23 protein-coding genes are annotated in these 23,581 nt (G+C 72.4%); 12 read left to right on the forward strand and 11 right to left on the reverse strand.

The window, feature by feature from the left end:
* The first annotated feature begins 50 nt into the window (after positions 1–50).
* From O1Q96_RS12190 to O1Q96_RS12220, 7 genes are all read left to right on the forward strand, one after another.
* Positions 51–1,580, forward strand: a complete 1,530-nt coding sequence (locus O1Q96_RS12190; RefSeq protein ID WP_269248187.1) for an aldehyde dehydrogenase (NADP(+)) — start codon at positions 51–53, stop codon at positions 1,578–1,580.
* Between the two features lie 184 nt (positions 1,581–1,764).
* Positions 1,765–2,373 (forward strand): DUF1349 domain-containing protein, encoded by a 609-nt coding sequence (locus tag O1Q96_RS12195; protein ID WP_269248188.1) that lies wholly within the window; start codon positions 1,765–1,767, stop codon positions 2,371–2,373.
* Between the two features lie 428 nt (positions 2,374–2,801).
* Positions 2,802–3,341: a diaminobutyrate acetyltransferase gene (ectA, locus tag O1Q96_RS12200; RefSeq protein ID WP_217453771.1), complete on the forward strand. Its 540-nt coding sequence runs from the start codon at positions 2,802–2,804 to the stop codon at positions 3,339–3,341.
* 26 nt (positions 3,342–3,367) lie between these two features.
* Positions 3,368–4,639 (forward strand): diaminobutyrate--2-oxoglutarate transaminase, encoded by a 1,272-nt coding sequence (gene ectB / locus O1Q96_RS12205; RefSeq protein WP_217453770.1) that lies wholly within the window; start codon positions 3,368–3,370, stop codon positions 4,637–4,639.
* A 62-nt stretch (positions 4,640–4,701) separates the two neighbouring features.
* Positions 4,702–5,106, forward strand: coding sequence for an ectoine synthase (locus tag O1Q96_RS12210; protein WP_217453769.1), 405 nt, complete (start codon positions 4,702–4,704; stop codon positions 5,104–5,106).
* 5 nt (positions 5,107–5,111) lie between these two features.
* Positions 5,112–5,999, forward strand: coding sequence for an ectoine hydroxylase (thpD, locus tag O1Q96_RS12215; RefSeq protein ID WP_269248189.1), 888 nt, complete (start codon positions 5,112–5,114; stop codon positions 5,997–5,999).
* A 164-nt stretch (positions 6,000–6,163) separates the two neighbouring features.
* Positions 6,164–6,685 carry a MarR family winged helix-turn-helix transcriptional regulator gene (locus O1Q96_RS12220; RefSeq protein ID WP_269248190.1) on the forward strand — a complete coding sequence of 174 codons (522 nt, stop codon included), beginning with the start codon at positions 6,164–6,166 and terminating at the stop codon, positions 6,683–6,685.
* An 88-nt stretch (positions 6,686–6,773) separates the two neighbouring features.
* Here the strand turns inward: O1Q96_RS12220 and O1Q96_RS12225 are convergent, their stop codons facing one another.
* The 5 genes from O1Q96_RS12225 to O1Q96_RS12245 all read right to left on the reverse strand — a co-directional run bounded on the left by O1Q96_RS12225 (position 6,774) and on the right by O1Q96_RS12245 (position 11,689).
* Positions 6,774–7,811 (reverse strand): maleylpyruvate isomerase family mycothiol-dependent enzyme, encoded by a 1,038-nt coding sequence (locus tag O1Q96_RS12225; protein ID WP_269248191.1) that lies wholly within the window; start codon positions 7,809–7,811, stop codon positions 6,774–6,776.
* Between the two features lie 25 nt (positions 7,812–7,836).
* Positions 7,837–8,481: an RNA polymerase sigma factor gene (locus O1Q96_RS12230; protein WP_269248192.1), complete on the reverse strand. Its 645-nt coding sequence runs from the start codon at positions 8,479–8,481 to the stop codon at positions 7,837–7,839.
* A gap of 54 nt (positions 8,482–8,535) precedes the next feature.
* The gene (locus O1Q96_RS12235) at positions 8,536–9,585 is read right to left on the reverse strand and encodes an aminotransferase class V-fold PLP-dependent enzyme (RefSeq protein WP_269248193.1); all 1,050 of its coding nucleotides are present in this window, start codon (positions 9,583–9,585) and stop codon (positions 8,536–8,538) included.
* A 104-nt stretch (positions 9,586–9,689) separates the two neighbouring features.
* On the reverse strand, positions 9,690–10,406 hold the full coding sequence (locus tag O1Q96_RS12240; RefSeq protein ID WP_269248194.1) for a DsbA family oxidoreductase: 717 nt from the start codon (positions 10,404–10,406) through the stop codon (positions 9,690–9,692).
* A gap of 209 nt (positions 10,407–10,615) precedes the next feature.
* Positions 10,616–11,689: a pyridoxal-phosphate-dependent aminotransferase family protein gene (locus O1Q96_RS12245; protein ID WP_269248195.1), complete on the reverse strand. Its 1,074-nt coding sequence runs from the start codon at positions 11,687–11,689 to the stop codon at positions 10,616–10,618.
* A gap of 155 nt (positions 11,690–11,844) precedes the next feature.
* On the opposite strand from O1Q96_RS12245, the gene O1Q96_RS12250 reads away from it, so the two are divergent.
* The 5 genes from O1Q96_RS12250 to O1Q96_RS12270 all read left to right on the forward strand — a co-directional run bounded on the left by O1Q96_RS12250 (position 11,845) and on the right by O1Q96_RS12270 (position 16,762).
* Complete coding sequence (locus O1Q96_RS12250; RefSeq protein WP_269248196.1) at positions 11,845–12,702, forward strand: ABC transporter substrate-binding protein; 858 nt, start codon at positions 11,845–11,847, stop codon at positions 12,700–12,702.
* Complete coding sequence (locus O1Q96_RS12255; protein ID WP_269248197.1) at positions 12,699–13,532, forward strand: amino acid ABC transporter permease; 834 nt, start codon at positions 12,699–12,701, stop codon at positions 13,530–13,532. Before O1Q96_RS12250 ends, O1Q96_RS12255 begins: the two co-directional genes overlap by 4 nt.
* Positions 13,529–14,338, forward strand: a complete 810-nt coding sequence (locus O1Q96_RS12260) for an amino acid ABC transporter ATP-binding protein (protein ID WP_269248198.1) — start codon at positions 13,529–13,531, stop codon at positions 14,336–14,338. Before O1Q96_RS12255 ends, O1Q96_RS12260 begins: the two co-directional genes overlap by 4 nt.
* Before the next feature lie 87 nt (positions 14,339–14,425).
* On the forward strand, positions 14,426–15,517 hold the full coding sequence (locus O1Q96_RS12265; RefSeq protein WP_269248199.1) for an amidohydrolase family protein: 1,092 nt from the start codon (positions 14,426–14,428) through the stop codon (positions 15,515–15,517).
* Positions 15,518–15,862: 345 nt separating this feature from the next.
* Positions 15,863–16,762, forward strand: coding sequence for an SCO1860 family LAETG-anchored protein (locus O1Q96_RS12270; protein WP_269248200.1), 900 nt, complete (start codon positions 15,863–15,865; stop codon positions 16,760–16,762).
* Between the two features lie 175 nt (positions 16,763–16,937).
* Here the strand turns inward: O1Q96_RS12270 and cobC are convergent, their stop codons facing one another.
* From cobC to cobM, 6 genes are read right to left on the reverse strand one after another with little or no spacing between them, the layout of a single operon-like run.
* Positions 16,938–18,080, reverse strand: coding sequence for an Rv2231c family histidinol phosphate aminotransferase CobC (cobC, locus tag O1Q96_RS12275; RefSeq protein ID WP_269248201.1), 1,143 nt, complete (start codon positions 18,078–18,080; stop codon positions 16,938–16,940).
* A complete protein-coding gene (locus O1Q96_RS12280; RefSeq protein ID WP_269248202.1) occupies positions 18,070–18,996 on the reverse strand; it encodes a sirohydrochlorin chelatase in 927 nt (308 codons plus the stop codon). Before O1Q96_RS12280 ends, cobC begins: the two co-directional genes overlap by 11 nt.
* Positions 18,993–19,601: a precorrin-8X methylmutase gene (locus O1Q96_RS12285; RefSeq protein WP_269248203.1), complete on the reverse strand. Its 609-nt coding sequence runs from the start codon at positions 19,599–19,601 to the stop codon at positions 18,993–18,995. Before O1Q96_RS12285 ends, O1Q96_RS12280 begins: the two co-directional genes overlap by 4 nt.
* Before the next feature lie 23 nt (positions 19,602–19,624).
* Entirely contained in the window at positions 19,625–21,310 is a 1,686-nt protein-coding gene (cobJ, locus tag O1Q96_RS12290) for a precorrin-3B C(17)-methyltransferase (RefSeq protein WP_269248204.1), read from the reverse strand.
* Complete coding sequence (gene cbiE, locus O1Q96_RS12295; RefSeq protein ID WP_269248205.1) at positions 21,307–22,737, reverse strand: precorrin-6y C5,15-methyltransferase (decarboxylating) subunit CbiE; 1,431 nt, start codon at positions 22,735–22,737, stop codon at positions 21,307–21,309. Before cbiE ends, cobJ begins: the two co-directional genes overlap by 4 nt.
* A complete protein-coding gene (gene cobM / locus O1Q96_RS12300; protein WP_269248206.1) occupies positions 22,734–23,552 on the reverse strand; it encodes a precorrin-4 C(11)-methyltransferase in 819 nt (272 codons plus the stop codon). The genes cbiE and cobM overlap by 4 nt, the downstream gene beginning before the upstream one ends.
* Positions 23,553–23,581: the final 29 nt, after the last annotated feature.

Consider the following 23,581-nt stretch of genomic DNA (forward strand, 5'->3'; position numbering starts at 1 on the left):
CCCTGGTGAGTGGCACATGTACTGCGGCATTACATCTGGAGGGACCCGCGGTGGCAGCAGCACCAGTCTGGAGTGTCGACCCCCGAACCGGGAAGCAGCGCGAGCAGGTTGCGGTGGAAGCCACAGCCCAGGAGGTGGACGAGGCCGTCCGCGCCGCGCACGCCGCCAGGGGGGCACTCGCCGACCGCACGGTCCGCGCGGCCTTCCTGCGTTCCGCGGCCGACGAGCTCCAAGGCGCCAAGGACCATCTCGTCGAGGCCGGCGACGCGGAGACCGCGCTCGGCCCGGTTCGGCTCACCGGCGAACTCGCCCGCACCTGCTTCCAGCTGCGGGCCTTCGCGGACATCGTCGACGAGGGCGAGTTCCTCGGGGTCGTGATCAACCACCCCGACGACACCGCCACCCCGCCGATCCCGGACCTGCGCCGCTACAAGGTGCCGCTGGGCGTCGTCGCGGTCTACTCGGCCTCGAACTTCCCCTTCGCCTTCTCCGTGGCCGGCGGTGACACCGCGAGCGCGCTCGCGGCGGGCTGCCCGGTCGTCGTCAAGGCGCACCCCGACCACCCGGGCCTGTCCGAGCTGGTCGCCTCCGTCGTGCGCCGGGCCGCCGCCCAGCACGGCATCCCCGACGGCGTCCTCGGCCTGGTCCACGGCTTCGAGGCGGGCGTCGAACTGGTCAAGCACCCGCTGGTCACGGCCGCCGGCTTCACCGGTTCGGTACGCGGCGGACGCGCCCTCTTCGACGCGGCGGCCGCCCGGCCCGTGCCGATCCCGTTCCACGGCGAGCTGGGGTCGCTGAACCCGGTCGTCATCACCGAGGCCGCGGCCGCCGAGCGCGCCGAGGCGATCGGTACGGGGCTCGCGGGCTCCATGACGCTGGGCGTCGGCCAGTTCTGCGTGAAGCCCGGTCTGGTGCTGGCGCCGGCCGGCGCGGCGGGCGACCGGCTGCTGAAGTCCCTGACGGACGCGGTGAGCGACACCGAGTCGGGTGTCCTCCTCGACCACCGCATGCGCGACAACTTCGTCGCGGGTGTCGCCGAGCGCGCCGGGCTCCCCGGCGTGGAGGCCCCGGTGACGCCGGGTGCGGGCGGTGAGCACACCGTGAGCCCCGGCTTCCTGACGGTTCCCGCGCAGAAGCTGGCCGCCGAGGGCGAGTACGACCTCCTGCTGGAGGAGTGCTTCGGCCCGGTCACCGTGGTCGCGCGCTACGAGGACGAGACCGAGGCGAACGCGGTGCTCGCCCGGCTCCCCGGCAACCTCACCGCGACGGTCCACCTCTCCACGGAGGAGGCCGCGGGTGAGGGGCGCGGCGCGGAGATCCTCGCCGAGCTGACGCCGCTCGCGGGGCGTGTGCTCGTGAACGGCTGGCCGACAGGGGTCGCCGTGGCCGCGGCCCAGCACCACGGCGGGCCGTACCCGGCGACCACGTCCACGTCCACGAGTGTCGGCGGAACCGCCATCGAGCGGTGGCTGCGGCCGGTCGCGTACCAGAACGCCCCCGAGGCGCTGCTGCCGCCTGAGCTGCGGGACGACAACCCGCTGGGCCTGCCGCGGCGTTACGACGGCCGCCTGGAGCGGTAGCGCTCCGCTTTTTGCCCTTGGGCCCCGGGCCCGCGGTCGCTTGTGCGGCTGCGGGCCCGTTGTGGCTGATCGCGCAGTTCCCCGCGCTCCTGAAAGGGCGCCCCCCACTCCGCGCTCCTGAAGGGGTGTCCATCGACCTCGAACTCCTTGGAGGGCGCGGGGGTGCACCTGACAGACTCGGGCGATGGACGTAAAGATTCCCGAACTTCCCTTCCCCCTCCGCACCTACGGGCCCGACGGACACTGGTCGTACGAGGACGGGGTGCTCACCGGATGGGCGGGTGCGCGGCAGGACCGGTTCGTGCCGCCCACCGACGAAGGGCTGGACCCCGCGTCCGACGCGCCCCGGCTGCTCGGGGCGCCCGAGGGTGACTTCCAGCTCATCGCCCGCGTCACGGTCGGTTTCCGCGGGGCCTTCGACGCGGGCGTGCTGTACGCGCACGTGGGCGAGCGGGCCTGGGCCAAGCTCTGCCTGGAGTACTCCCCGGACGTGCCCACCGTCTGCACGGTCGTCACCCGGGGTCACTCCGACGACGCCAACTCCTTCGCGGTCGAAGGCAGCTCGGTCTGGCTCCGGATGAGCCGCACCGGCCGCGCCTTCGCCTTCCACGCCTCCAGGGACGGCGAGCGCTGGACCTTCGTCCGCCTCTTCACCCTGGCCGACCAGGAGAGGACCGGTGCCGCCCTGGTCGGCTTCATGGCCCAGTCCCCGATGGGCGAGGGCTGCGTGGTCACGTACGACCACATCGAGTTCCGCCCGGACTGGCCCGCGGACCTGCGGGACGGCAGCTGAGCCCCGCGCACGGCGGCGCTCCCTCGGGAGCGCCGCTTCCCCGTTTCCCGGCCGCTCTCGCGGTGCGCCGCGTCCGAGAGGGCGACAGTGCGTCAGCGTCTCATTACCGAATTCTGATCTGCTTTAATCGGAGCGTCTAATTCTGCGCCTATTTGGCGCGGCTTCCCGTATTCTCCTGCCCGCTTTTCGAGACCTTAAACGCCAAATTTTTGCGAACATCGATCCCACAATTCGGGCAGGTCTCGTGGCGATTACACGGCTGTGACGCAATACACAAGGAGTCCGTTTCGTCCGGTATTTTCTGGACAAAGTGGCGGTTTCAACTAGGTCCACGCGCGGCCCGCGCCCGCGTGATAACACATGAGTCCTCTTCGCGTAACCCCGTCCGGCGATGCAATTTCGACTTTCGCTGGGTAAATTCAATCGACATGACCGCCGCACAAGCTGACCTGCAAGCGGAATTCCTGGAAATGCCAGAAGGGCTGCGGATCGACCGTCCGCACGTGGCGGACGGAGCCGCACTCTGGCGCATAGCCAAGGACTCCGGAACCCTCGACCTGAACTCCTCGTACAGCTACCTGCTGTGGTGCCGTGACTTCGCCGGCACCTCGGCCGTGGCGCGTACGGCCGACGGCGAGCCGGTCGCCTTCGTCACCGGCTACATCCGGCCGGACCGCCCGGGGACCCTCCTCGTCTGGCAGGTGGCCGTCGACGCGGCACAGCGTGGACGCGGTCTCGCCGCGGCCCTCCTCGACGGGCTGACCCTCCGGATCGGCCGCGAGCAGGAGCTGACCGGTCTGGAGACCACGATCAGCCCCGGCAACACCGCGTCCGAGCGGCTGTTCACTTCGTACGCGGCGCGCCACGGCGCGACCGTCGAGCGTGAGGTCCTGTTCGACACGGGGCAGTTCCCCGACGGACCGCACGACCCCGAAGTGCTGTACCGCATCGGTCCCCTGTCGATCTGATCCCCCCACGCCTGAGGAGCAACGCCGTGACCATCACCCAGCCCGACCTGAGCGTCTTCGAGACCCTGGAGTCGGAGGTGCGCAGCTACTGCCGCAGCTGGCCCACCGTCTTCGACCGCGCGCAGGGCAGCCGCATGTTCGACGAGGACGGCCACGAGTACCTCGACTTCTTCGCCGGCGCCGGATCACTCAACTACGGGCACAACAACCCCGTACTGAAACGCGCCCTGATCGACTACCTGGAACGCGACGGCGTCACGCACGGTCTCGACATGTCGACGACCGCGAAGCGCAGCTTCCTGGAGTCGTTCCAGAACCTGGTCCTGCGACCCCGCGACCTGCCGTACAAGGTCATGTTCCCCGGCCCGACCGGCACCAACGCCGTCGAGTCCGCGCTGAAACTGGCCCGGAAGGTCAAGGGCCGCGAGTCCATCGTCTCCTTCACCAACGCCTTCCACGGCATGTCGCTCGGCTCGCTCGCCGTCACCGGCAACGCCTTCAAGCGCGCGGGCGCCGGCATCCCGCTCGTGCACGGCACGCCGATGCCCTTCGACAACTACTTCGAGGGGCAGGTCCCGGACTTCCTCTGGTTCGAGCGGCTCCTGGAGGACCAGGGCTCCGGCCTCAACAAGCCCGCCGCCGTGATCGTCGAGACGGTCCAGGGGGAGGGCGGCATCAACGCCGCCCGTCCCGAGTGGCTGCGCGCCCTCGCCGAGCTGTGCGAGCGCCAGGACATGCTGCTGATCGTCGACGACATCCAGATGGGCTGCGGCCGCACCGGCGCGTTCTTCTCCTTCGAGGAGGCGGGGATCGTGCCCGACATCGTGACCGTCTCCAAGTCCATCAGCGGCTACGGACTGCCCATGTCCCTGTGCCTGTTCAAGCCCGAGCTGGACATCTGGGAGCCCGGCGAGCACAACGGCACGTTCCGCGGCAACAACCCCGCCTTCGTGACGGCCGCCGCCGCCCTGGAGACGTACTGGTCCGACGGGCCCGCCATGGAGAAGCAGACGCGCACCCGTGGCGAGCAGGTCGAGCAGGCGATGATCTCCATCACCGAGGAGAACCTCGCTGACGTCAAGGAGTACCGCGGCCGCGGCCTCGTCTGGGGCCTGGAGTTCCACGACAAGGAGCGTGCGGGCCGGGTGGCCCACCGCGCCTTCGAACTCGGCCTGCTGATCGAGACGTCGGGCCCGGAGAGCGAGGTCGTGAAACTCCTCCCCGCGCTCACCATCACGCCCGACGAACTGGACGAGGGACTGCGCACCCTCGCCCGCGCCGTACGAGAGACGGCCTGAACGCCCCGAACCACCTGAAGCGCCCCTACCGCAGAACAGCCTGAAGGAGGCTTCGCAGCACCGTGATAGTCCGTTCGTTCAAGGAGATCGAAGGCACTGACCGACACGTGAAATCCGCGTCGGGCACCTGGGAGAGCAAGCGCATCGTCCTTGCCAAGGAGAGGGTCGGCTTCTCCGTGCACGAGACGACCCTGTACGCGGGTACGGAGACGTCGATGTGGTACGCGAACCACATCGAGGCCGTCGTCTGTGTGGAGGGCGAAGCCGAACTCACCGACGACGAGACCGGCGAGAAGTACACGATCACGCCGGGAACCATGTACCTCCTCGACGGACACGAGAGGCACACGATGCGGATCAAGGAGGACTTCCGCTGCATCTGTGTCTTCAATCCGCCGGTGACCGGACGGGAGGACCATGACGAGAACGGCGTCTACCCCCTGCTCACCGAACCCGAGGAGGTCTGATCCCGATGACGACGATCACCGACCTGTATCCGAGTCGCGGCGCCGGCGAGGTGTCCGTACCCCGGCAGGACCCCGTCGTGTGGAGCGAGCCCGGCACGCCCGGGCCCATCCCGGGCGCCGATCTGCAGTCGTACGAGCGTGACGGCTTCCTCGCGGTCGAGCAGCTCATCGACGACGACGAGGTCGCGCTCTACCGGGCCGAGCTGGAGCGCATGATCGCCGACCCGGCGGTCCGGGCCGACGAGCGCTCGATCATCGAGCCGCAGTCGCAGGAGATCCGCTCGGTCTTCGAGGTCCACAGGACCAGCGAGATCTTCGCCCAACTGGTGCGTGACGAGCGTGTGGTGGGCCGCGCCCGGCAGATCCTTGGCTCCGACGTGTACGTGCACCAGTCGCGGATCAACGTCAAGCCCGGCTTCGGGGCGAGCGGCTTCTACTGGCACTCGGACTTCGAGACCTGGCACGCCGAGGACGGCCTGCCGAACATGCGGACGGTGTCCGTGTCGATCGCGCTGACCGAGAACCACGACACCAACGGCGGCCTCATGATCATGCCGGGGTCGCACCACACGTTCCTCGGCTGTTCCGGTGAGACGCCGAAGGACAACTACAAGAAGTCGCTGCAGATGCAGGACGCGGGCACGCCCTCCGACGAGGCGCTCACCAAGTACGCCTCACAGCACGGCATCAAGCTCTTCACGGGCCGTGCCGGCTCGGCGACCTGGTTCGACTGCAACTGCATGCACGGTTCGGGCGACAACATCACGCCGTTCCCGCGCTCGAACGTCTTCATCGTGTTCAACAGCGTGGAGAACACGGCGGTGGAGCCGTTCGCGGCGCCGGTGCGCCGGCCCGAGTTCATCGGAGCGAGGGACTTCACACCGGTGAAGTGACCGTCGCCCGAGGGCGATCGGCCCGGTGTCCGACTCGCACGAGTCGGACACCGGGCCGATCGCCGTGCGGCGCGGGGTGCCCTCGGCCCGCCCGTGGGGGGCCGGACACCGCTCGGTCCGAGGCCGGGCGGAAAGGATTCGTACGTGGGAACCGGGAGCCGAAGATGAGTGCCCTCCAGGAGGTCGCGGCCACGCAGGCCGGACCTGCCGGTACCGACCACCTGCCGTCCGCCGCGCGCGGCGGCCCGGTCGGTCACGCCCTCGCCAGGGTGGCCAGGCTGCACCGCGTCGCGGCGGGCAGGCTGCTGCGAGGGGCCGGGCTCTACCCCGGTCAGGAGTCCGTGATGATGTACCTGTGGGCCGTGGGCGCCGTACGCCAAGCGGAACTGATCAAGGCCGTGGACCTCGATCCGTCGACGGTCACGAAGATGCTCCAGCGTCTGGAGCAGGCCGGACACGTACGCCGCCGCCCCGACCCCAGGGACGGCCGTGCGGTCCTCGTCGAGGCGACGGAGCAGAGCTGCGGGCTGCACGACGAGGTCTCGGGCGCCTGGGCCGGACTGGAGGAGCACACCCTCGCCGGGCTGAACCCCGCCGAGCGCGCACAGCTCGCCGGACTCCTCTCCCGCGTCGAGGCGAACCTGTGCGCGGAGACGGCCGACTGCCGGACCCCCGCCAAGGACTGACCGCGGACAGGTCACTGCCGGGCCAGGGCCGCCCCATGACCGGAACAGGACCGGAACAGGGCCGGACCGGCGCCAGGGGGAGTGCTGCCTACAGCCAGGCCAGCGACGCCGCCCGCTCCAGCACGTTCCGTACGGCGCTCTCGTCGCCCGCCGCACCCCTGGGCACCCCGGCGGGCGTGTGCCGTCCTCCCACCAGCAGACAGAAGTCCACGACGTCCAGGGTGAGTTCACCCCGGACCGGCTCGTCCTCGGAGCCCAGCACCCGAGGTGCGCAGGCCTCGCCGCCCGTCACCGTGAACAGCACCGGTGCCGCCGTGGGCCCCAGCGCCAGACCGAGCATGCGCACGGCCAGGCGCACCAGCTGCCCCAGACGGTCCCCGGGCAGCGGTGGCACGGCGATCCCGAGCGCGCGGCCGATGTCGTGCGTGTGGATCCACGTCTCGAAGGCGCGCCCGAGGAAATGGTCGGCCACGGGCAGCCGCACGCCCGTCAACGTCGTGGCGAGCGCGGCCCGTTCGGGATCCCGGGCCTCGGGTGTGGCCAGCAGCGCGGCGGCCCTGGCGGACCACGCCGCCACCGTCTCCCCGGGTGCCCGGGCCCGTTCGTACGCGATCACTTCGGTGGTCCGTGTCTGCCAGGCCTCCTCCCACGCCATGTCCCGCGTGACCCGGGAGGCCGGCGCGTGGGTCCGCACACCGAGGAACCGGGCCAACTGCTCGTCGGCGGCGATGAGATGGCCGACGGTGTCCCGGACGTCCCAGTCGTGCACCACGGGCGTGCCCCACGCTCCCGAGGCCTCCACCTCGCGCAGCAGCGCCGCGAGGCCGCCGACCGCGGCCGCGTACGGGGCCGCGTGTGCGGCGACGGACGGCACGGCGGGCCGGGCCCGCAGAGCGACGGCGAGTACCCCGTCCGGTCCGGCCGGACCGTCCTGTGCGGCGGCCGGCTCCGGCGCTCCCGGGGGCCCGTCCAGCAGCCGTACCGTCTCGCAAAGCCGCTCCGCCTCCGCGGCGCAGTTCTCGCACCCGGCCAGGTGCGACCGGACCGTCCTCTCGTCCGCGGCCCGCAGCATGCCGAGGGCCCGGGCGGCCAGCAGCTCGGGCACGCCGTCGTGATCGTCGCTCACCGGACGCCTCCTTCCCCTGCCGCCATCATGCGCCCCTCTCCCACGCCGGATCCGCCGGGCCGGGCGGGTCCGGCGGATCGGCCGGATCGGCCAAGGAAGCGGCCAGCCTGCGCAGCGCCGACCGCAGACGGGTCTTGGCGGTGCCCTCCGGGATGCCGAGCTCGACGGCCACCTGACGGTAGGTGCGCCCCGCGAAGTAGGCGAGGTGGACCACCTCCCGCTGGGACTGCGGGAGTTCGGCCAGGGCGGAGTGCAGCAGGAGGGCGCGTTCGCGGTCGACGACCGCCTCGTCGGGGCCGGGCCGGGCGTCCGGGATCGCGTGCAGGGCGGAGTCGTCCGTGCGGGCGTCCTTGCGGTGCCGGGCCTCGCCGCGCACCCAGTCCACGGCCCGCCGGTGCGCGAGCAGGGACAGCCAGGTGCGCAGCGAGCCCCGGCGCGCGTCGAAGGCGTACGGCCTGCTCCACAGCTGGGCGAAGACCTCCTGCGCCACGTCCTCGGCGGCCGCCGCGCTCTGCGTGACCCGTACGGCGATCCGCCGGACCAGCCCGCTGTACGCCGTGTACGCCTCGGCCAGCGCGCTCTCGTCGCCGTACACCAGCCTCCGGTGCAACTCCGCGTCCGCGGAAGGCCGTTCGGGCGTGTGGAGAGTTGGCTCCACCGGCACCACCACCTCGTGGTGCCCTTCCTAGCGTCCCCGTCGGCCGTGCGCCAGTGGGTCGGGGAATCAGCCGGACAGGACGTCCAGCAGCCGGTCCACGTCCGCGGTCGTGTTGTACAGGTGGAAGGCGGCCCGCAGATGGCCCGCACGGTCGGAGACCTCGATGCCCGCCCGGCTCAACTCCGGCTGCCGGTGGCCGAGTCCGGGCACGGAGACGATGGCCGAGCCCGGCGCCGGGACCGGCTCCTGCCCCAGCGTGGCCAGGCCTGCCCGGAACCGGTCGGCGAGTGCGAGGTCATGGGTGCGTACGGCGTCCACGCCCAGCTTCTCGATCAGTTCCAGGGAATGGCGGGCACCGGCGTACGAGAAGAGGCTCGGGCTCTCGTCGAACCGCCGCGCGGAGTGGGCGAGTTCCTCGACCGGCCCGTAGCAGCTGTCCCACGGGTGCTCTCCCGCCACCCAGCCCGCGAAGACCGGGTCCAGTCCGCCCAGATCCTCCGGAACGACCAGGAAGGCCACGCCCCGCGGGCAGACGAGCCACTTGAAGGCGACGGAGGAGACGTAGTCGTACGCGTCCGCCTCCACCGGGAGCCATCCGGCGGCCTGGGACGCGTCGACGTACGTACGGGCGCCGTGTTCGCGGGCGGCCTCGCGCAGCGCGGGCAGGTCGGCGATCCGGCCGTCCGCGGACTGGGCGGCGCTCACCGCGACCAAAGCGGTGCCGGGGCGCACCGACTCGGCGATCCGCTCCAGCGGCACCGTGCGCACCTTGAGGTCGCGGCGCACATGGAAGGGGTTCACCACGGAGGTGAAGTCGGCCTCGGCGGTGAGGACTTCGGCGCCCTCGGGCAGCGAGGCGGCGATCAGCCCGGTGTAGACGGCGACCGAGGCCCCGGCCGCGACCCGGCGGTCCGACACTCCCACGAGCCGGGCGAAGGAGGCGCGGGCCGCCTCCACGTCGGCGAACATGTCCTGCGGCTGCCCGGCCGCCACGGACTCGACGCCGGCCCGGACGGCGTCGACCGCGCGGGCCGGGAGCAGCCCGGTACTGGCGGTGTTCAGATAGGTGTTCTTCGGGGCGAACTCGGCTCGGACGAGGCTCTCGAAGGTCTCCATGCGACCACTCTGCGGCCCCGGGAACTCCCCGTCCATTGCCGATTTCTACGTGGTTTCGCCAAGGAGCGCTTATAGATCGGCTCCGACCTGCGAATTTCCCCTCGTCAGTGCTGCTGGGGCACCGCGCATCCGTCGGGGCCGCACTCCTCGGCGTCGTCCTGCTGGATCAGCTTCAGCGGGGAGTGGGCGGCCCACGCCTGCTCCAGGGCCTGCGCGAAGACCTCGGCGGGCTGGGCGCCGGAGACGCCGTACTTGCGGTCGAGGACGAAGAACGGCACACCGTTCGCGCCCAGCTCGGCCGCCTCGCGCTCGTCGGCACGGACCTCGTCGGCGTACGCGGCCGGGTCGGCCAGCACCGCGCGGGCCTCGCCGGCGTCGAGCCCGGCGGCGACGGACAGCTCCACGAGCCGCTCGTCGTCGTCGAAGACGGAGCGCTCCTCGGCGAAGTTCGCCCTGTAGAACACCCCGATCAGCTCGTCCTGGCGGCCCCGGTCCTTGGCGAGGTGCAGCAGCCGGTGCATGTCGAAGGTGCTGCCGTGGTCGCGGTCCCGGGTGCGGTACTCCAGGCCCTCCGCGGCGGCCTGGGTGCCCAGGTTCTCCTCGCCGGCCTGCGCCTGCGCCTCACTCATGCCGTACTTCTTGGTGAGCATCGCGAGGACCGGCTGGACGTCGTCCCTGGCCCGGCCCGGGTCGAGCTCGAACGAGCGGTGCACCACCTCGACGTCGTCGCGGTGCGCGAAGGCGTCGAGCGCCTTCTCGAAGCGGGCCTTGCCCACGTAGCACCAGGGGCAGGCGATGTCGCTCCAGATCTCGACGCGCATGTCTCGGCTTCTTTCCGGCTCGTACGTACGCGGAGGCACCCTCCGCCAAGTCCGTGAACGTTCAACGGCTGGGGTTCATTCCCGGGCGGGCGCCGGTGTGCGCCGATGACCGCGGGTCCGCTGCGGCTGGTCGCGCAGTTCCCCGCGCCCCTTCAGGGGGCTGCGCCCCGAAGAAAGGGCCCCCACCCGCCCGCAGGCGGACCCTGGGCTCAGGCCCCCGTGTCGGCCAGCGCCGCGCCCAGCGCGGACAGGCAGGCCCGGACGGTGGCCTCGGACGCCGCGGGGCCGTAGTGGTTGACCCGGATCATCTCCTTGGCGAGGGCGCCGCCGCCCGCGGCCAGCGGAAGCGCCGGATCGGCGGCCAGCGCCCTGGCCACCAGCTCGGCGGCGTTCACCCCGGCGGGGGTGCGCAACGTCGTGGCCACCGGCGCCGCCTCCGAGGCCTCGCGCACGTACGGCTCGATCCCCGCGCCCAGCGCGACCGCCCCCGCCCGCGTCACCGCCGCGGCCGCCGCGTGGCGGGACATCACGGTGTCGAGCCCCTCCTCCTCGATGCGCCGGACACACGCGTCCAGGGCCAGCATCTCCAGCTGTGCCGGAGCATGGAGAAGGGTCTTGCGGCCGGCGTCGGTCCAGCGCTCCTTCCAGTCCAGGAGGGAGAGATAGGAGCGGCGCGGAGCGTGCGGGTTCGCGGACATGCGGGCCCACGCCCGCTCGCTCACCGACACCGCCGAGACCCCGGCGGGGCCGCCCATCGCCTTCTGTGCCCCGATCACGCACAGGTCCACGCCCCACGCGTCCGGCAGCACCGGCTCGGCGCCGATCGAGGCCACCGCGTCCAGGTAGAAGAGGGCGCCGTGCTGCCGTACGACCTCGCCGATCTCCGCGACCGGGTTGGTGTTCCCGGTGGCCGCCTCCGCGTGCACCAGCGAGACGAAGTCGATCTCCGGGTGCTCGGCGAAGGCCTCACGGATCTGTGCCGCCGTGACCGCCGTGTGGAAGGGGACGGCCAGGTCGTGGACCGTCGCCCCGCAGTCCCGGAGCCAGTCGCCGAACGTCTGCCCGTACGGACCGGTGATCACGTTCAGGGCCGTCGTGCCGGGGCCCGCGGTGCCACGGATGGCCCCCTCCAGGGGCAGCAGCGCCTCACCCTGCGTGATCACGACGTCCTGCTCGGTGGAGAGCAGCCGCGCCACGCGGTCCTCGATCGACGCGAAATGCGCGGCGCTCAGCGGCACCAGGTCCAGGAAGGGGTGGGTCACGGCGTTGCTCTCTTCACTCACGGGGTAGGCAGCAACGAGCGTAACCGGCGTCCCAGCGCTCGCCCCACCGGCGACTTCTGAGGCCGGACAGCTCAATGGCCATGGGATTGGTTTGAGTGCCTCAAACCAATCCTTATAATCAGAAGCCACAGTTTCCCCACAGGAGGTCACCCCCCGTGAACATGGTCCTCGGGCGCCGGACCCGCATTCTGGCCGCCACCACCGCGACGGCCGGGCTGCTGCTCGTCGCCGGCTGCTCCTCGGACGACGACGGGGGGAAGAAGACCACCGCGAACGGGGTCGAGCTGGTGAAGGGCGGACAGCTCACCACCTGCACGCACCTGCCGTACCCGCCGTTCCAGTCGGAGATCGACGGCAAGGTGCAGGGCTTCGACGTGTCGCTGGTCGACCTGGTCGCCAAGGACCTCGGCGTGAAGCAGGAGATCCTCGACCAGCCCTTCGAGAACTTCAAGACCGGCGGGTCCCTCAACTCCGGCCAGTGCGACCTCGCCGCGGCCGGCATGACGATCACCGACGAGCGCAAGAAGAACGTCGACTTCTCCGACCCGTACTTCGAGGCCACCCAGGGTGTCCTGGCCGACAAGAAGAGCGGCATCTCCTCCTTCGCGGACCTCAAGGGCCAGAAGGTCGGTGCCCAGGCACAGACCACCGGCGAGGAGTACGCGAAGAGCAAGGGCCTGAACCCGGTCTCCTTCGAGTCCTCGGACGCCCTCCTGAACGGCCTGCGCACCGGCCAGGTCAAGGCCGTCGTCATCGACTACCCGGTCGTCCAGGGCTGGCTGAAGGACAAGGCCAACGCCGCCGCCTTCGAGGTCGCCGACAACATCAACACCGGTGAGGAGTACGGCTTCACGATGAAGAAGGGCAACACCAAGCTCCGCGAAGCCGTCAACAAGGCACTGGCGGACGCGAAGGCCGACGGCACGTACAAGAAGCTGTACGAGAAGTGGATCGGACCGTACGACGAGAGCGCGGCGGGCGCCGCCTCGGCCTCCCCGTCCGCCTCCTCATGAGTGGGACCGACACCAAGGTCCAGCCACGCAGGAGCGGTCTGACCAGGCGCCAGAAGCGGGCCGTGTCGCAGGGCGTCCAGTACGCGGTGTTCGTCGCCGCGCTGGTCGCCCTCGGCGTCACGGCCGACTGGGGGCAGCTGCGGAACCAGTTCGCCCAGGTCGACCTGGCCGAGCGGATGTTCCCCGACATCATCACGCTGGCGCTGAAGAACACCGTCCTCTACACGATCTCCGGGTTCGTCTTCGGCCTCGCCCTCGGCGTGGTCGTCGCCCTGATGCGGCTCTCCTCGGTCGGTCCGTACCGCTGGCTGGCCGGCATCTACATCGAGATCTTCCGCGGGCTGCCCGCCCTGCTGATCTTCATCTTCGTGGGCGTCGCCGTGCCGTTGGCGTTCCCCGGCACGGAGATCCCCGGCGGCACGTACGGCAAGGTCGCGCTCGCGCTCGGCCTGGTGGCTGCCGCGTACATGGCGGAGACGATCCGCGCCGGCATCCAGGCCGTCCCCAAGGGGCAGATGGAGGCGGCCCGTTCGCTGGGCTTCTCCCACGCCCGGGCCATGGTGTCCATCATCATTCCGCAGGCGTTCCGGATCGTGATCCCGCCGCTCACCAACGAGTTGGTGCTCCTCTTCAAGGACTCCTCACTCGTGCTGTTCCTCGGGGTCACGCTGGAGGAGCGCGAACTGTCCAAGTTCGGCCGCGACCTGGCCAGCGAGACCGCCAACTCGACACCGATCCTGGTGGCGGGCCTGTGCTATCTGCTGGTCACGATCCCGCTCGGTTTCGTCGTACGCCGCCTTGAGGCGAAGGCCGGGGAGGCCACCAAGTGAGCAGTGACAGCAGCAGCAGCAGGAGCGGCACGGCCGGTACGCCGGAGATCCAGGTCCGCGGCCTGCACAAGTCCTTCGGCGACAACGAGGTGCTGCGCGGCATCGACCTGGAGGTCGGCTCCGGCGAGGTCGTGTGCGTCATCGGCCCCTCCGGTTCGGGCAAGTCGACCCTGCTCCGCTGCGTGAACCTCCTTGAGGAACCCACCGAGGGGCAGGTCTTCGTCGGCGGCACCGAGGTCACCCACCCCGATGTGGACATCGACGCCGTGCGCCGCCGGATCGGGATGGTCTTCCAGCAGTTCAACCTCTTCCCGCACCTGTCGGTGACCGACAACCTGACGCTGCCGCAGCGCCGGGTGCTGGGCCGCGACAAGGCGGAGGCCGCGAAGGTCGCCGCCGAGAACCTTCGCCGCGTCGGGCTCTCGGAGAAGGCGGACGCGTATCCCGCGTCCCTCTCCGGTGGCCAGCAGCAGCGCGTCGCCATCGCCCGCGCGCTCGCCATGGGCCCCCAGGTGATGCTCTTCGACGAGCCCACCTCGGCGCTCGACCCGGAGCTCGTCGGGGACGTACTCGCCGTGATGCGCATGCTCGCCGACGAGGGCATGACCATGATGGTCGTCACCCACGAGATGACCTTCGCCCGCGAGGTCGCCGACCGGGTCGTCTTCATGGACGGCGGTGTCGTCGTCGAGGCCGGCGCACCCGCCCAGGTCATCGGCAATCCGACCCACGAGCGGACCAGGCACTTCCTGTCCCGCCTGCTGGACCCGGCGATGGCTGACGTGGAGGAGGACGGCGCCCCGTGAGGCGCGGGGCCGTGTCGATGTGCGGCTGCGCCGCGTGGGCGCGACCGGCCACGGACCACCCGCGGTCGCCGAACTAAGGTGCTGCCCATGAGCGATCAGCCGGTGCTGCATGTGAAGGGACGGGTGCTCGTCGGCCCCGACGACATCCGGGACGAACTCTGGGTCGTCGCCGGACGGATCACGTACGAGCGCCCCGACGGCGCCCGCGACGTCCGTACCGTGCACGGCTGGGCACTGCCCGGACTGGTCGACGCCCACTGCCACGTGGGCCTCGGCCCCCATGGTCCGGTCCCGGACGACGTCGCCGAGAAGCAGGCCCTGGCCGACCGCGAGGCCGGCACGCTGCTCATCCGCGACGCGGGCTCGCCCTCCGACACCCGTTGGGCCGACGAACGCGACGACCTGCCGAAGATCATCAGGGCGGGCCGCCACATCGCCCGCACCCGCCGTTACATCCGGGGCTTCGCGCACGAGATCGAGCCCGAGGACCTCGTCGCGTACGTGGCCGGGGAGGCCCGGCGCGGCGACGGCTGGGTGAAGCTGGTGGGGGACTGGATCGACCGCGCAACGGGCGACCTCGGCGCGTGCTGGCCCCGCGCCGAGGTCGAGGCGGCGATCGCCGAGGCCCACCGCCTCGGGGCCCGGGTCACCGCGCACTGCTTCGCCGAGGACTCGCTGCGCGACCTCGTCGAGGCGGGCATCGACTGCGTCGAGCACGCCACCGGACTGACCGAGGACACCATCCCGCTGTTCGCGGAGCGCGGTGTCGCGATCGTCCCGACCCTCGTCAACATCGCGACCTTCCCGCAGCTCGCGGCCGGGGGCGAGGCCAGGTTCCCGCAGTGGTCGGCGCACATGCGGCGGCTCCACGAGCGGCGCTACGACACCGTGCGCGCCGCGTACGACGCAGGGATCCCGGTGTACGTCGGTACCGACGCGGGCGGCACGCTTCCGCACGGCCTGGTGGCGGGGGAGGTCGCCGAACTGGTGACCGCCGGGATCCCGCCCGTCGAGGCGCTTTCGGCCACCACCTGGGGTGCCCGGGCATGGCTGGGACGGCCGGGCCTGGAGGAGGGCACGCAGGCCGACCTCGTCGTGTACGAAGAGGACCCCAGGGCGGACGTCCGGGTCCTGGCGGCGCCGCGACGGGTGGTGCTCAACGGCAGGATCGTCGGTTAGCCGCGCCTCCCGCCGCTCGGGCCGGGCGGCGGCGAGCTGACGGAGCGTGACCGGTGGGCCGCGCGTGCCCGCTCCGCGCTCCCGCACGAGCTCCGGCGCGTCGACCGGCGCTTTCGAGCCAGTTCGGTGATCCGGGTGACCACGGGGAACGTACGTGCCGGGTCATTCGAAGAGGTGCGCGGAAACTCCACGTACGGGTGAACTCCCCTCAGCTTGGGGACTGTTCACTCTCCGTGCGTGAGGATTCCCGCATCGACGCCGCCGGACGCTCCCCACAGGTCCCCGTGCGCGGAGCCTCCGGCGGCGTCGCGTCTCCGGTTCTGTCTATGTGGGGGTCCCACCACCTTGAACAGCAACGCTTTCCGCATGCCCGCACGCAGGGTGGCCGCCACCGCGGCCGCCGCCGCCCTGGCCGCGGGTCCCGCGACCCTGGCCGGTGCGGGCCAGGCCCACGCGACCGACGACCGCGGTCGCGCCGGAGCCGTCGTCCTGCGCACCGGGCTCGACGTCTCCCTGCTCGACCGGACCGTCGACGTCCCGCTCGCGGTCTCGCTCAACGAGGTCCGGGCTCCGCGGAGTGCCGAGAAGACCACGCTCACCGCGAAGTTGGACGGCGTCGAGGGCGGCAGAGCGTTCACCGTCCTCGGAGCGGAGGTCGCCAGGGCTAGCGCGACCGTCACCGAGGAGAAGGCCGAGGGTTCGGTGCACCTCGCCCACGCCAAGGTGCACCTCCCGGGCCTGCCCCTGCTCTCCCTGATCGAGGTCGACCAGGTCACCGCGAAGGCGGTCTGCGCGGCGGGCGAGAAGCCGGTCGCCTCGGCCGATCCGCTGGGCGCGGTCACGGTGCTCGGCAAGAGGACCACGCTCACCGCCGGTGGCATCACGGAGGTGAAGGTGCCCGGCGTCGGTGAGGTCCGCCTCGACCTGACGTCCCTGCGCACCACCTCGCGTACGGCCGCCGCGACCGCGCTCGAACTCAAGGTCTCCGTGAACCCGCTGAAGCTCAACGTGGCCGATGTCGAGGGTACGGTCACCCTGGCCGAGGCCACCTGCAAGTCACCCACCGTGGCGGCGGCTCCGACCGAACCCGCGGCCGAGGTCGAGCCGCAGGGGGCGCCCGTCGAAGAAGCCAACCTCGCCGAGACCGGAGGCAGCTCGGCCACGCCGTACGTCGCCGCGGGGGCGGTCGCCCTGCTGGTGGCGGGCGGCGGAGCCTTCGCGATGGCCCGCCGCCGGAGGAGCTGACCCCTCCGGGGGCGGGAGAGGAGGGGCGGGGAGGGGAGGGTCGAGTGTCGTCCGCGGGCCGGTGGGGGTTGGTCGCGCCGTTCCTCGCGCCCCTGAGGAGGCGGTGGGGGTCGGGCGCGCTGTTCCTCGCGCCCTGGAATGGGGGGGAGCTCAGCCGGAGTCGCCCGATCGCCGGTCAGGCGTCTCGCAGGCTCAGTGCCTGGTCCAGGGCCTGGAGGAAGCGGTTGACCGTCGGGCGGTCGCGTACCGCCAGTCGCAGCCAGGTCTCGTCCAGCCCCGGGAACGTGTCGCCGCGCCTCACCGCGAAGCCCAGTCGGCGCAGCCGGGCCCGGACCGCCGCCGCCCCGGGGAGGCCGACCAGGACGAAGGGCCCCTCGGCGGGCTCCGCGACCCGGACCCCGTCGGACGCGAACTCCTTGAGTCCCGCGACCAGATGGGCCCGGTCCGTGGCGACGCGGCGGGCCGCCTGGGCCTGCTCGGCGAGGGCCCTCGGGGTCATACAGGCCTCGGCGGCGGCCAGCGCGGGCGTGGACACCGGCCACAGCGGCTGTCCGCGCTCGAGCCCGGCGACCGTCCCGGGGTCCGCGAGCACGTAACCGATCCGCAGCCCCGCGAGCCCCCACGTCTTGGTGAGGCTGCGCAGCACCACGAGCCCCGGCACGTCGGTGCGCCCCGCGAGCGCCTCCCGCTCGTCCGGCACCGCGTCCATGAACGCCTCGTCGACCACCAACGTCCGCCCGGGACGGGCGAGTCGGGCGATCAGGCCGGCCGGGTGGAGGACGGACGTGGGGTTGGTCGGGTTGCCGATCACCACCAGGTCCGCGTCCTCGGGAACCGCCGACGGGGCGAGCCGGAAACCGTCCTGCGGCCGCAGCAGCACCCGGTCCACGGCGTGGCCCGCGTCCCGCAGCGCCGCCTCCGGCTCGGTGAACTGCGGGTGCACGACGACGGGGTGACGGACCTTCAGCGCCCGGGCGAGCAGCACGAAGGCCTCGGCAGCTCCGGCCGTGAGCAGCACCCGCTCCACGGGCAGTCCGTGCCGCGCGGCCACGGCGGCCCGCGCGGCCCGCCCGTCCGGGTAGGCCGCGAGCCCGCCCAGCGACTCGGCGATGTGATCGCGCAGCCAGGCCGGGGGAGTACCGGCACGGACGTTCACGGCGAGGTCGACGAGCGCCGAGCCGTCGTCACGCACCTCGGCGTCGCCGTGGTGGCGCAGGTCGTGCGCCCGGCCGTGCCCACCAGGACCGTGCTCGCCAGGACCGGGCCCACCGGTGCCCCGGAAGCCGGGGCCGTCTCTGTCGTCGCTGTCAGTGTGCATGGGAGTGTGTGTGGCCGCCGTGGTGGTGTCCGTGGTGGTGCCCGTCGTCGTCCGGGTGGAAGTGCGGCTGCTGGGGAAGACCCACCTTGTCCTCGAAGCCGGGCAGCGCGATCCGGTAGACGCAGGAGTCGCAGTTCATCCGCAGATCGCCCTCGACGGCCTCCCGGTAGCGTTCCATGACCAGGTCGAGCAGCTCCGGCTCCGGTCCGATGACGTCCGCGGAGACCACGTCGGTCTCCGGATGCGCCGTCGCCCAGCCCTCGGTCTGCTGCCGCACCCGGTCCGGGAGGATGCCGGTGAACAGGAAGTAGGGGAGCACGACGATCCGCCGCGCGCCGAGCTTCACACAGCGGTCCAGGCCCGACGGCACGTCCGGCGCGGCCAGCGAGACGAACGCCGTCTCCACGCCCGCGTAACCCCGCCCCTCCCACAGCAGCCGCGCCGCCTTGTGCACCTCCGCGTTGGCGTCCGGGTCGGTCGAGCCGCGCCCGACGAGCAGCACGGTCACCTCGGCCCGGTCCTCGGGCGTGCGCACCGACCCGCCGAGCGCCTCGTCGAGCCGTCGCTCCAGCACGGTGAGCAGCGCCGGGTGGGGGCCCAGCGGACGCCCGTACGTGTACGAGATCCCGGGGTGCCGCTCCTTCTCGCGGGTCAGCGCGGCCGGGATGTCGCCCTTGGCGTGCCCGGCGGACACGAGCATCAGGGGAACCGCGGCGAACCTGCGCACCCCCTGCTCGACCAGCTCGGCCACCGCGTCGCCGAGCGGCGGCGGGGACAGCTCGATGAAGCCGCCCGCCACGGGCAGGCCGGGGTTGCGGCGGCCCAGCTCCCGGACGAAGTCGCGGAACGCCTCGGCTCCGGCATCGTCCCGGGTGCCATGGCCGGCGATGAGCAGGGCGGGGGCGGGGGTGGTCACGATTTCTCCTCGGGATACGAAACGGGGTGGTACAGCAGGGCGTTGAGCGCGGCCGCCGCGACGGCCGAACCGCCCTTCTCGGACACGTTGCTGACGGCGGGCAGCCCGCTCTCGCGGAGCGCCGCCTTGGACTCGGCCGCACCGACGAAACCGACGGGCAGACCGATGACGAGCGCCGGGGCGGCGTCGAGGGTGAGCAGCTCCTCCAGCGCGGTGGGAGCACAGCCGATCACCCAGAGCGCACCGGGCCCGACCTGCTCGTACGCGAGCCGGATCGCGTGCGCCGAACGGGTCAGCCCCGGACCGGACTTCGCGCCCTTCAGCCGGCACACGGTCTCGCGGCGCGTGATGCCGGCGGCGACCATCTCCACGTCCACGACGACGGGCGCTCCGTCGTGCAGGGCCCGGTGCGCCTTCTCCAGCGCGCCCTCGTTCGTGACGAGGTCCGCCGCGTACTCCAGGTCGGCCGCGGAGTGGATCACCCGCTCCACGACGGCCCTGGTCAGCGGCGGGAAGTGCGAGGTGTCGAGGCGGGCCCGCAGCCGCCGGAAGGACTCCTCCTCGATGGGGTGCACGACCCGCGGCTGCGGGAACACACGGCTCACCCCGGGTCCTCGGTCCACCTGGCTCACTTGGGTTCCTCCTGCCAGCGGTAGCCGCGCGGCGTCACCATACGGCCGGCGATCTCACGGGTCGCCGTGTTGCCCACGGTCACCACCGTCATCATGTCCACCGTCGCCGGGTCGAGTCCCGAGAGGGTGGTGACCCGGCTGGACTCGTCCGGCCGGGAGGCGTTGCGCACGACTCCCACGGGCGTCGTCGGCTCACGGTGGTCCGCGAGGATCGTGAGCGCCTTGGGGAGCTGCCAGTCACGGCCCCGGCTGCGCGGGTTGTAGAAGGTGACCACGATGTCGGCCTCGGCCGCCGCCCGTACCCGGCGCTCGATGACCTCCCACGGAGTGTGCAGGTCGGACAGGCTGATCGACACGTGGTCGTGGCCGAGCGGCGCACCCAGGATCGCCCCGGCCGCGAGCGCGGCCGTGACCCCGGGCACCCCCACCACGTCGATGTCGTCGGACGCCTCCGCGAGCGCGGGCGACGCCATCGCGTACACCCCCGCGTCACCACTGCCGATCAGCGCGACGGCCTGTCCGAGCCGGGCCTCGGCCACGGCCGTGCGGGCCCGCTCCTCCTCGGCCCCGAGCCCCGACTCCAGGATGCGGGTGCCCGGGCGCAGCAGGTCGCGGATCTGGTCGACGTACTGGTCGAGGCCCACGAGCACGGAGGCCCGGCGCAGTTCGTCCTTCGCGCGCGGGGTGAGGAGGTCCCGGGCGCCGGGCCCGAGCCCGACCACCGCGAGCCGCCCGCGCGCGGCCCGGCGGACGACCGCGCAGGTCGCCATCGCCGGGACCGCGGCCGACTTGCGCTTGGGCACGAGGAGTTCGCCGCCGCGGACGAGCGCCGCCGCCTCGGCGACGGAGGGCGTACCGACGGCGGCGAGCGGCGCGGCCGAGGGGTTCGGCACCTCCACCTTCGCCAACTCCTCGGCGGGGTACGTCACCAACGGCACCCCGAGCCGCTCGGCCGCCCCGACGATGCCGGGCTCACCGGCCTTCGCGTCGACGGTGGCGAGCTCGGCGACGGACCTCGCGGACAGCCCGGCATCGCGCAGAGCCTCCTCGACGAGCCCGAGCACCTCGTCGACGGGAGCACCCTTGGAGGCGCCGACACCGACGACGAGGGAAGGCGGCCGGAGAACGACCTCGCGCTCGGCGGGCTCAACGGCCCTGTCGGTCACGCGAATCGAGTAGGCACCCTCGGGTGCGAGGGCCGGGAGCGGCGGCAGCGGCCAGGTCAACTCGGCGTCCAGGACGACCGGTTCACCGTCCAGCATGGCCCGCGACACCCCCGCCACGTCACCCTCGGCCGGGAAGCCGAGCGTGTCGAGACCCGGCACGCCGACGGAGTCGGTGGCGGTCGTCACGACCGGTTCGGCCCCGAGCAACTCCCCGACCTGGCGGGCGAGTTCATTGGCGCCGCCCCCGTGACCGCCGACCAGCGACACCGCGAACCGCCCGCCCTCGTCGACGCACACGATTCCGGGGTCGGACGCCTTGTCGGCGAGCAGCGGCGCGACGAGCCGCACCACGGCCCCCGTGGCGAGGAAGCACACGAGCTGATCACACTCCGTGAAAGCCCGCCGCACGGCATCCCCGACGGGGCCCTCGTAGACGCGGGTGCGGCCGGGCCAGGCCGAGGCCACCCGCTCGCAGCCCGCCGACCCGGCGGCCGTCGCGGAAATCAGGCCGATCACTGGGTGACTCCTTCACTGTGCGCCGGAGGCCGGACGCCCCACAGCAGAAACACGGGGTTGGTCGCCGCGAGCCGGGTGACGTCCCCGGGCAGCGGCGCGAGCCGGGACGACTGCAACAGGACGCCCTCGCAGTCCAGCCCGGCCAGGACGAGCGCGTCCCGCACCGCCGGAACCCGGTCGAGCGCGGCCATCGCCACGACGACCGACCGCCGCGCCCGCCGCGCGCAGGCCGTCACGATGGCGGGCAGCTCCCGCCCGCCCCCGCCGACGAACACGGCGTCGGGGTCGGGCAGGTCGGACAGCACGGTCGGCGCGGCCCCGTGCACGGCGGTCACGTCGACCCCGTGCGCGGCCGCGTTGGCGCGCACCCGCTCCACGCCGTCCCGGGTCTTCTCCACGGCGGTCACGGCGGCCCCGAGCCGGGCGCACTCCACGGCGACCGAACCGGACCCGGCGCCGATGTCCCACACATGGTCACCGAGCCGCGGTCCGAGCCGCGCCAGCGCCAGCGCCCGTACCTCGAACTTGGTGATCATCGAGTCCCGGTGGGTGAACTCGCTCTCGGCCAGCGCCCATCGGGAGGGCGTCGGCGCCGGACCGGCGATGGTGCGCGCGGGCGACAGGACGCGTGACTCGTCGAGGCACAGCACGACGTTCACCGCCTGACCCCAGTCGCGTACGGCGGCCTCGGCGGGCGTCACCCGCTCCACCCGCTCACCGGAACCCGAACCCGAACCCGCGCCTTCGTCGGCACCCGTACCCGCACCCGCGCTCGCTCCCGAACCCGAACCGAGCGCCGATGCCACCACGAGCATCCGGTCGCCGGACCGCAGCGCGGCGCCGAGCTCCGCGGGCCCGGAGCCGGGGCCCGTGAGCACGGCCACCTTCGGGTGGGCCCGGCAGACGTTCACGGCGGTCCGCAGGTCGCGTCCGTGCGCGCTCACCACCACGGCGTCGTCCCACGTCAGCCCGGCCCGCGCGAAGGCGGTGGCGACGGACGACACCGCCGGGCGCACGTCCAGCCGCCCGGCCCCGAACCGCTCCGCGAGCGCCCGGACGATCCCGAAGAACCCGGGGTCCCCGGAAGCCAGCACGACGACCCGGCCCTGGCCGGCGGACCACGCCGCCGGGTTCGTCCGGTCCGCCGTCGCGTTCCCCGCTGCCGCTGCCGCTGCCGCTGCCTCCGCCGCGGGTTCGGCCTCCGCCGCGGCCTGCGCCTCCGCCGCCGTCTCCGCCTTCTCCAGATACCGCTCGATCGCGTCGAGGGCGGGCGCGAGCGGGCCGAGGACGATCCGCGAGGCCGTGTCCGGGAGTGCGGCGCGGTCCAGGTGACGCCGGGCACCGACGACGAGCCCCGCTCCGCCCAGCGCCACCTCGGCGTCCGGGGGAAGGGGCGCCCCCGTGCCCGTACCGACGACGGTGATCATGGTGTGGCACCCCGCGTCCGCAGCGCCTTGCGGGCCTGGGGGTCGGCCTTGCGGAAGCCGTGGAAGTGGCCGGGGTGGTAGAGGTGCGAGCGCGTGCCGTGTGCTTCGAGGGCCGGGCCGACCAGGAACAACGTGTGCTTCCAGAGCTTGTGCTCCTTGACGGTCTCCTCCAGCGTCTCGATCGTGCACCTCACGATCAGTTCCTCCGGCCAGGTCGCCTGGTAGGCGACGACGACCGGGGTCGAGGTCGGATACCCGCCCTCCAGCAGCTCCCGTACGAGCTGCCCGCTGCGGGCGGCCGACAGGAACAGGGCCATCGTGGTGCCGTGCCGCGCGAACTCCCGTACCTCCTCGCCCGGCGGCATCGGCGTCTTGCCCCCGCCGAGCCGGGTGAGGATCACGGACTGCGCCACCTCGGGGATGGTCAGCTCGCGCTGGGCGAGCGCGGCGACGGCCGAGAAGGACGAGACGCCGGGCACGATCTCGGTCTCGATACCGATTCCGGCGCACCGGTCGACCTGCTCCTGCGTGCCGCCCCAGAGCGCCGGGTCGCCCGAGTGGATGCGGGCCACCTTCAGGCCGTCCGCCGCTGCCCGCTCGTACACGGCGACGACGTCCTCCAGCGACATGGTCGCCGAGTCCAGGATCTCGGCACCCTCACGGGCGTGTTCGAGAACCTCCGCCTGCACCAGGCTGGCCGCCCAGATCACGACGTCGGCCTCGGCGATGGCGCGCGCGGCACGGAACGTCAGCAGGTCGGCGGCGCCGGGCCCGGCGCCGACGAAGGTCACCTTGCCGGTGGGGGCATCGGCCATGGAATGAGGTCCTCTCCTGGGAAGGCTGC

The sequence above is a fragment of the Streptomyces aurantiacus genome, assembly GCF_027107535.1.
GTDB lineage: Bacteria > Actinomycetota > Actinomycetes > Streptomycetales > Streptomycetaceae > Streptomyces.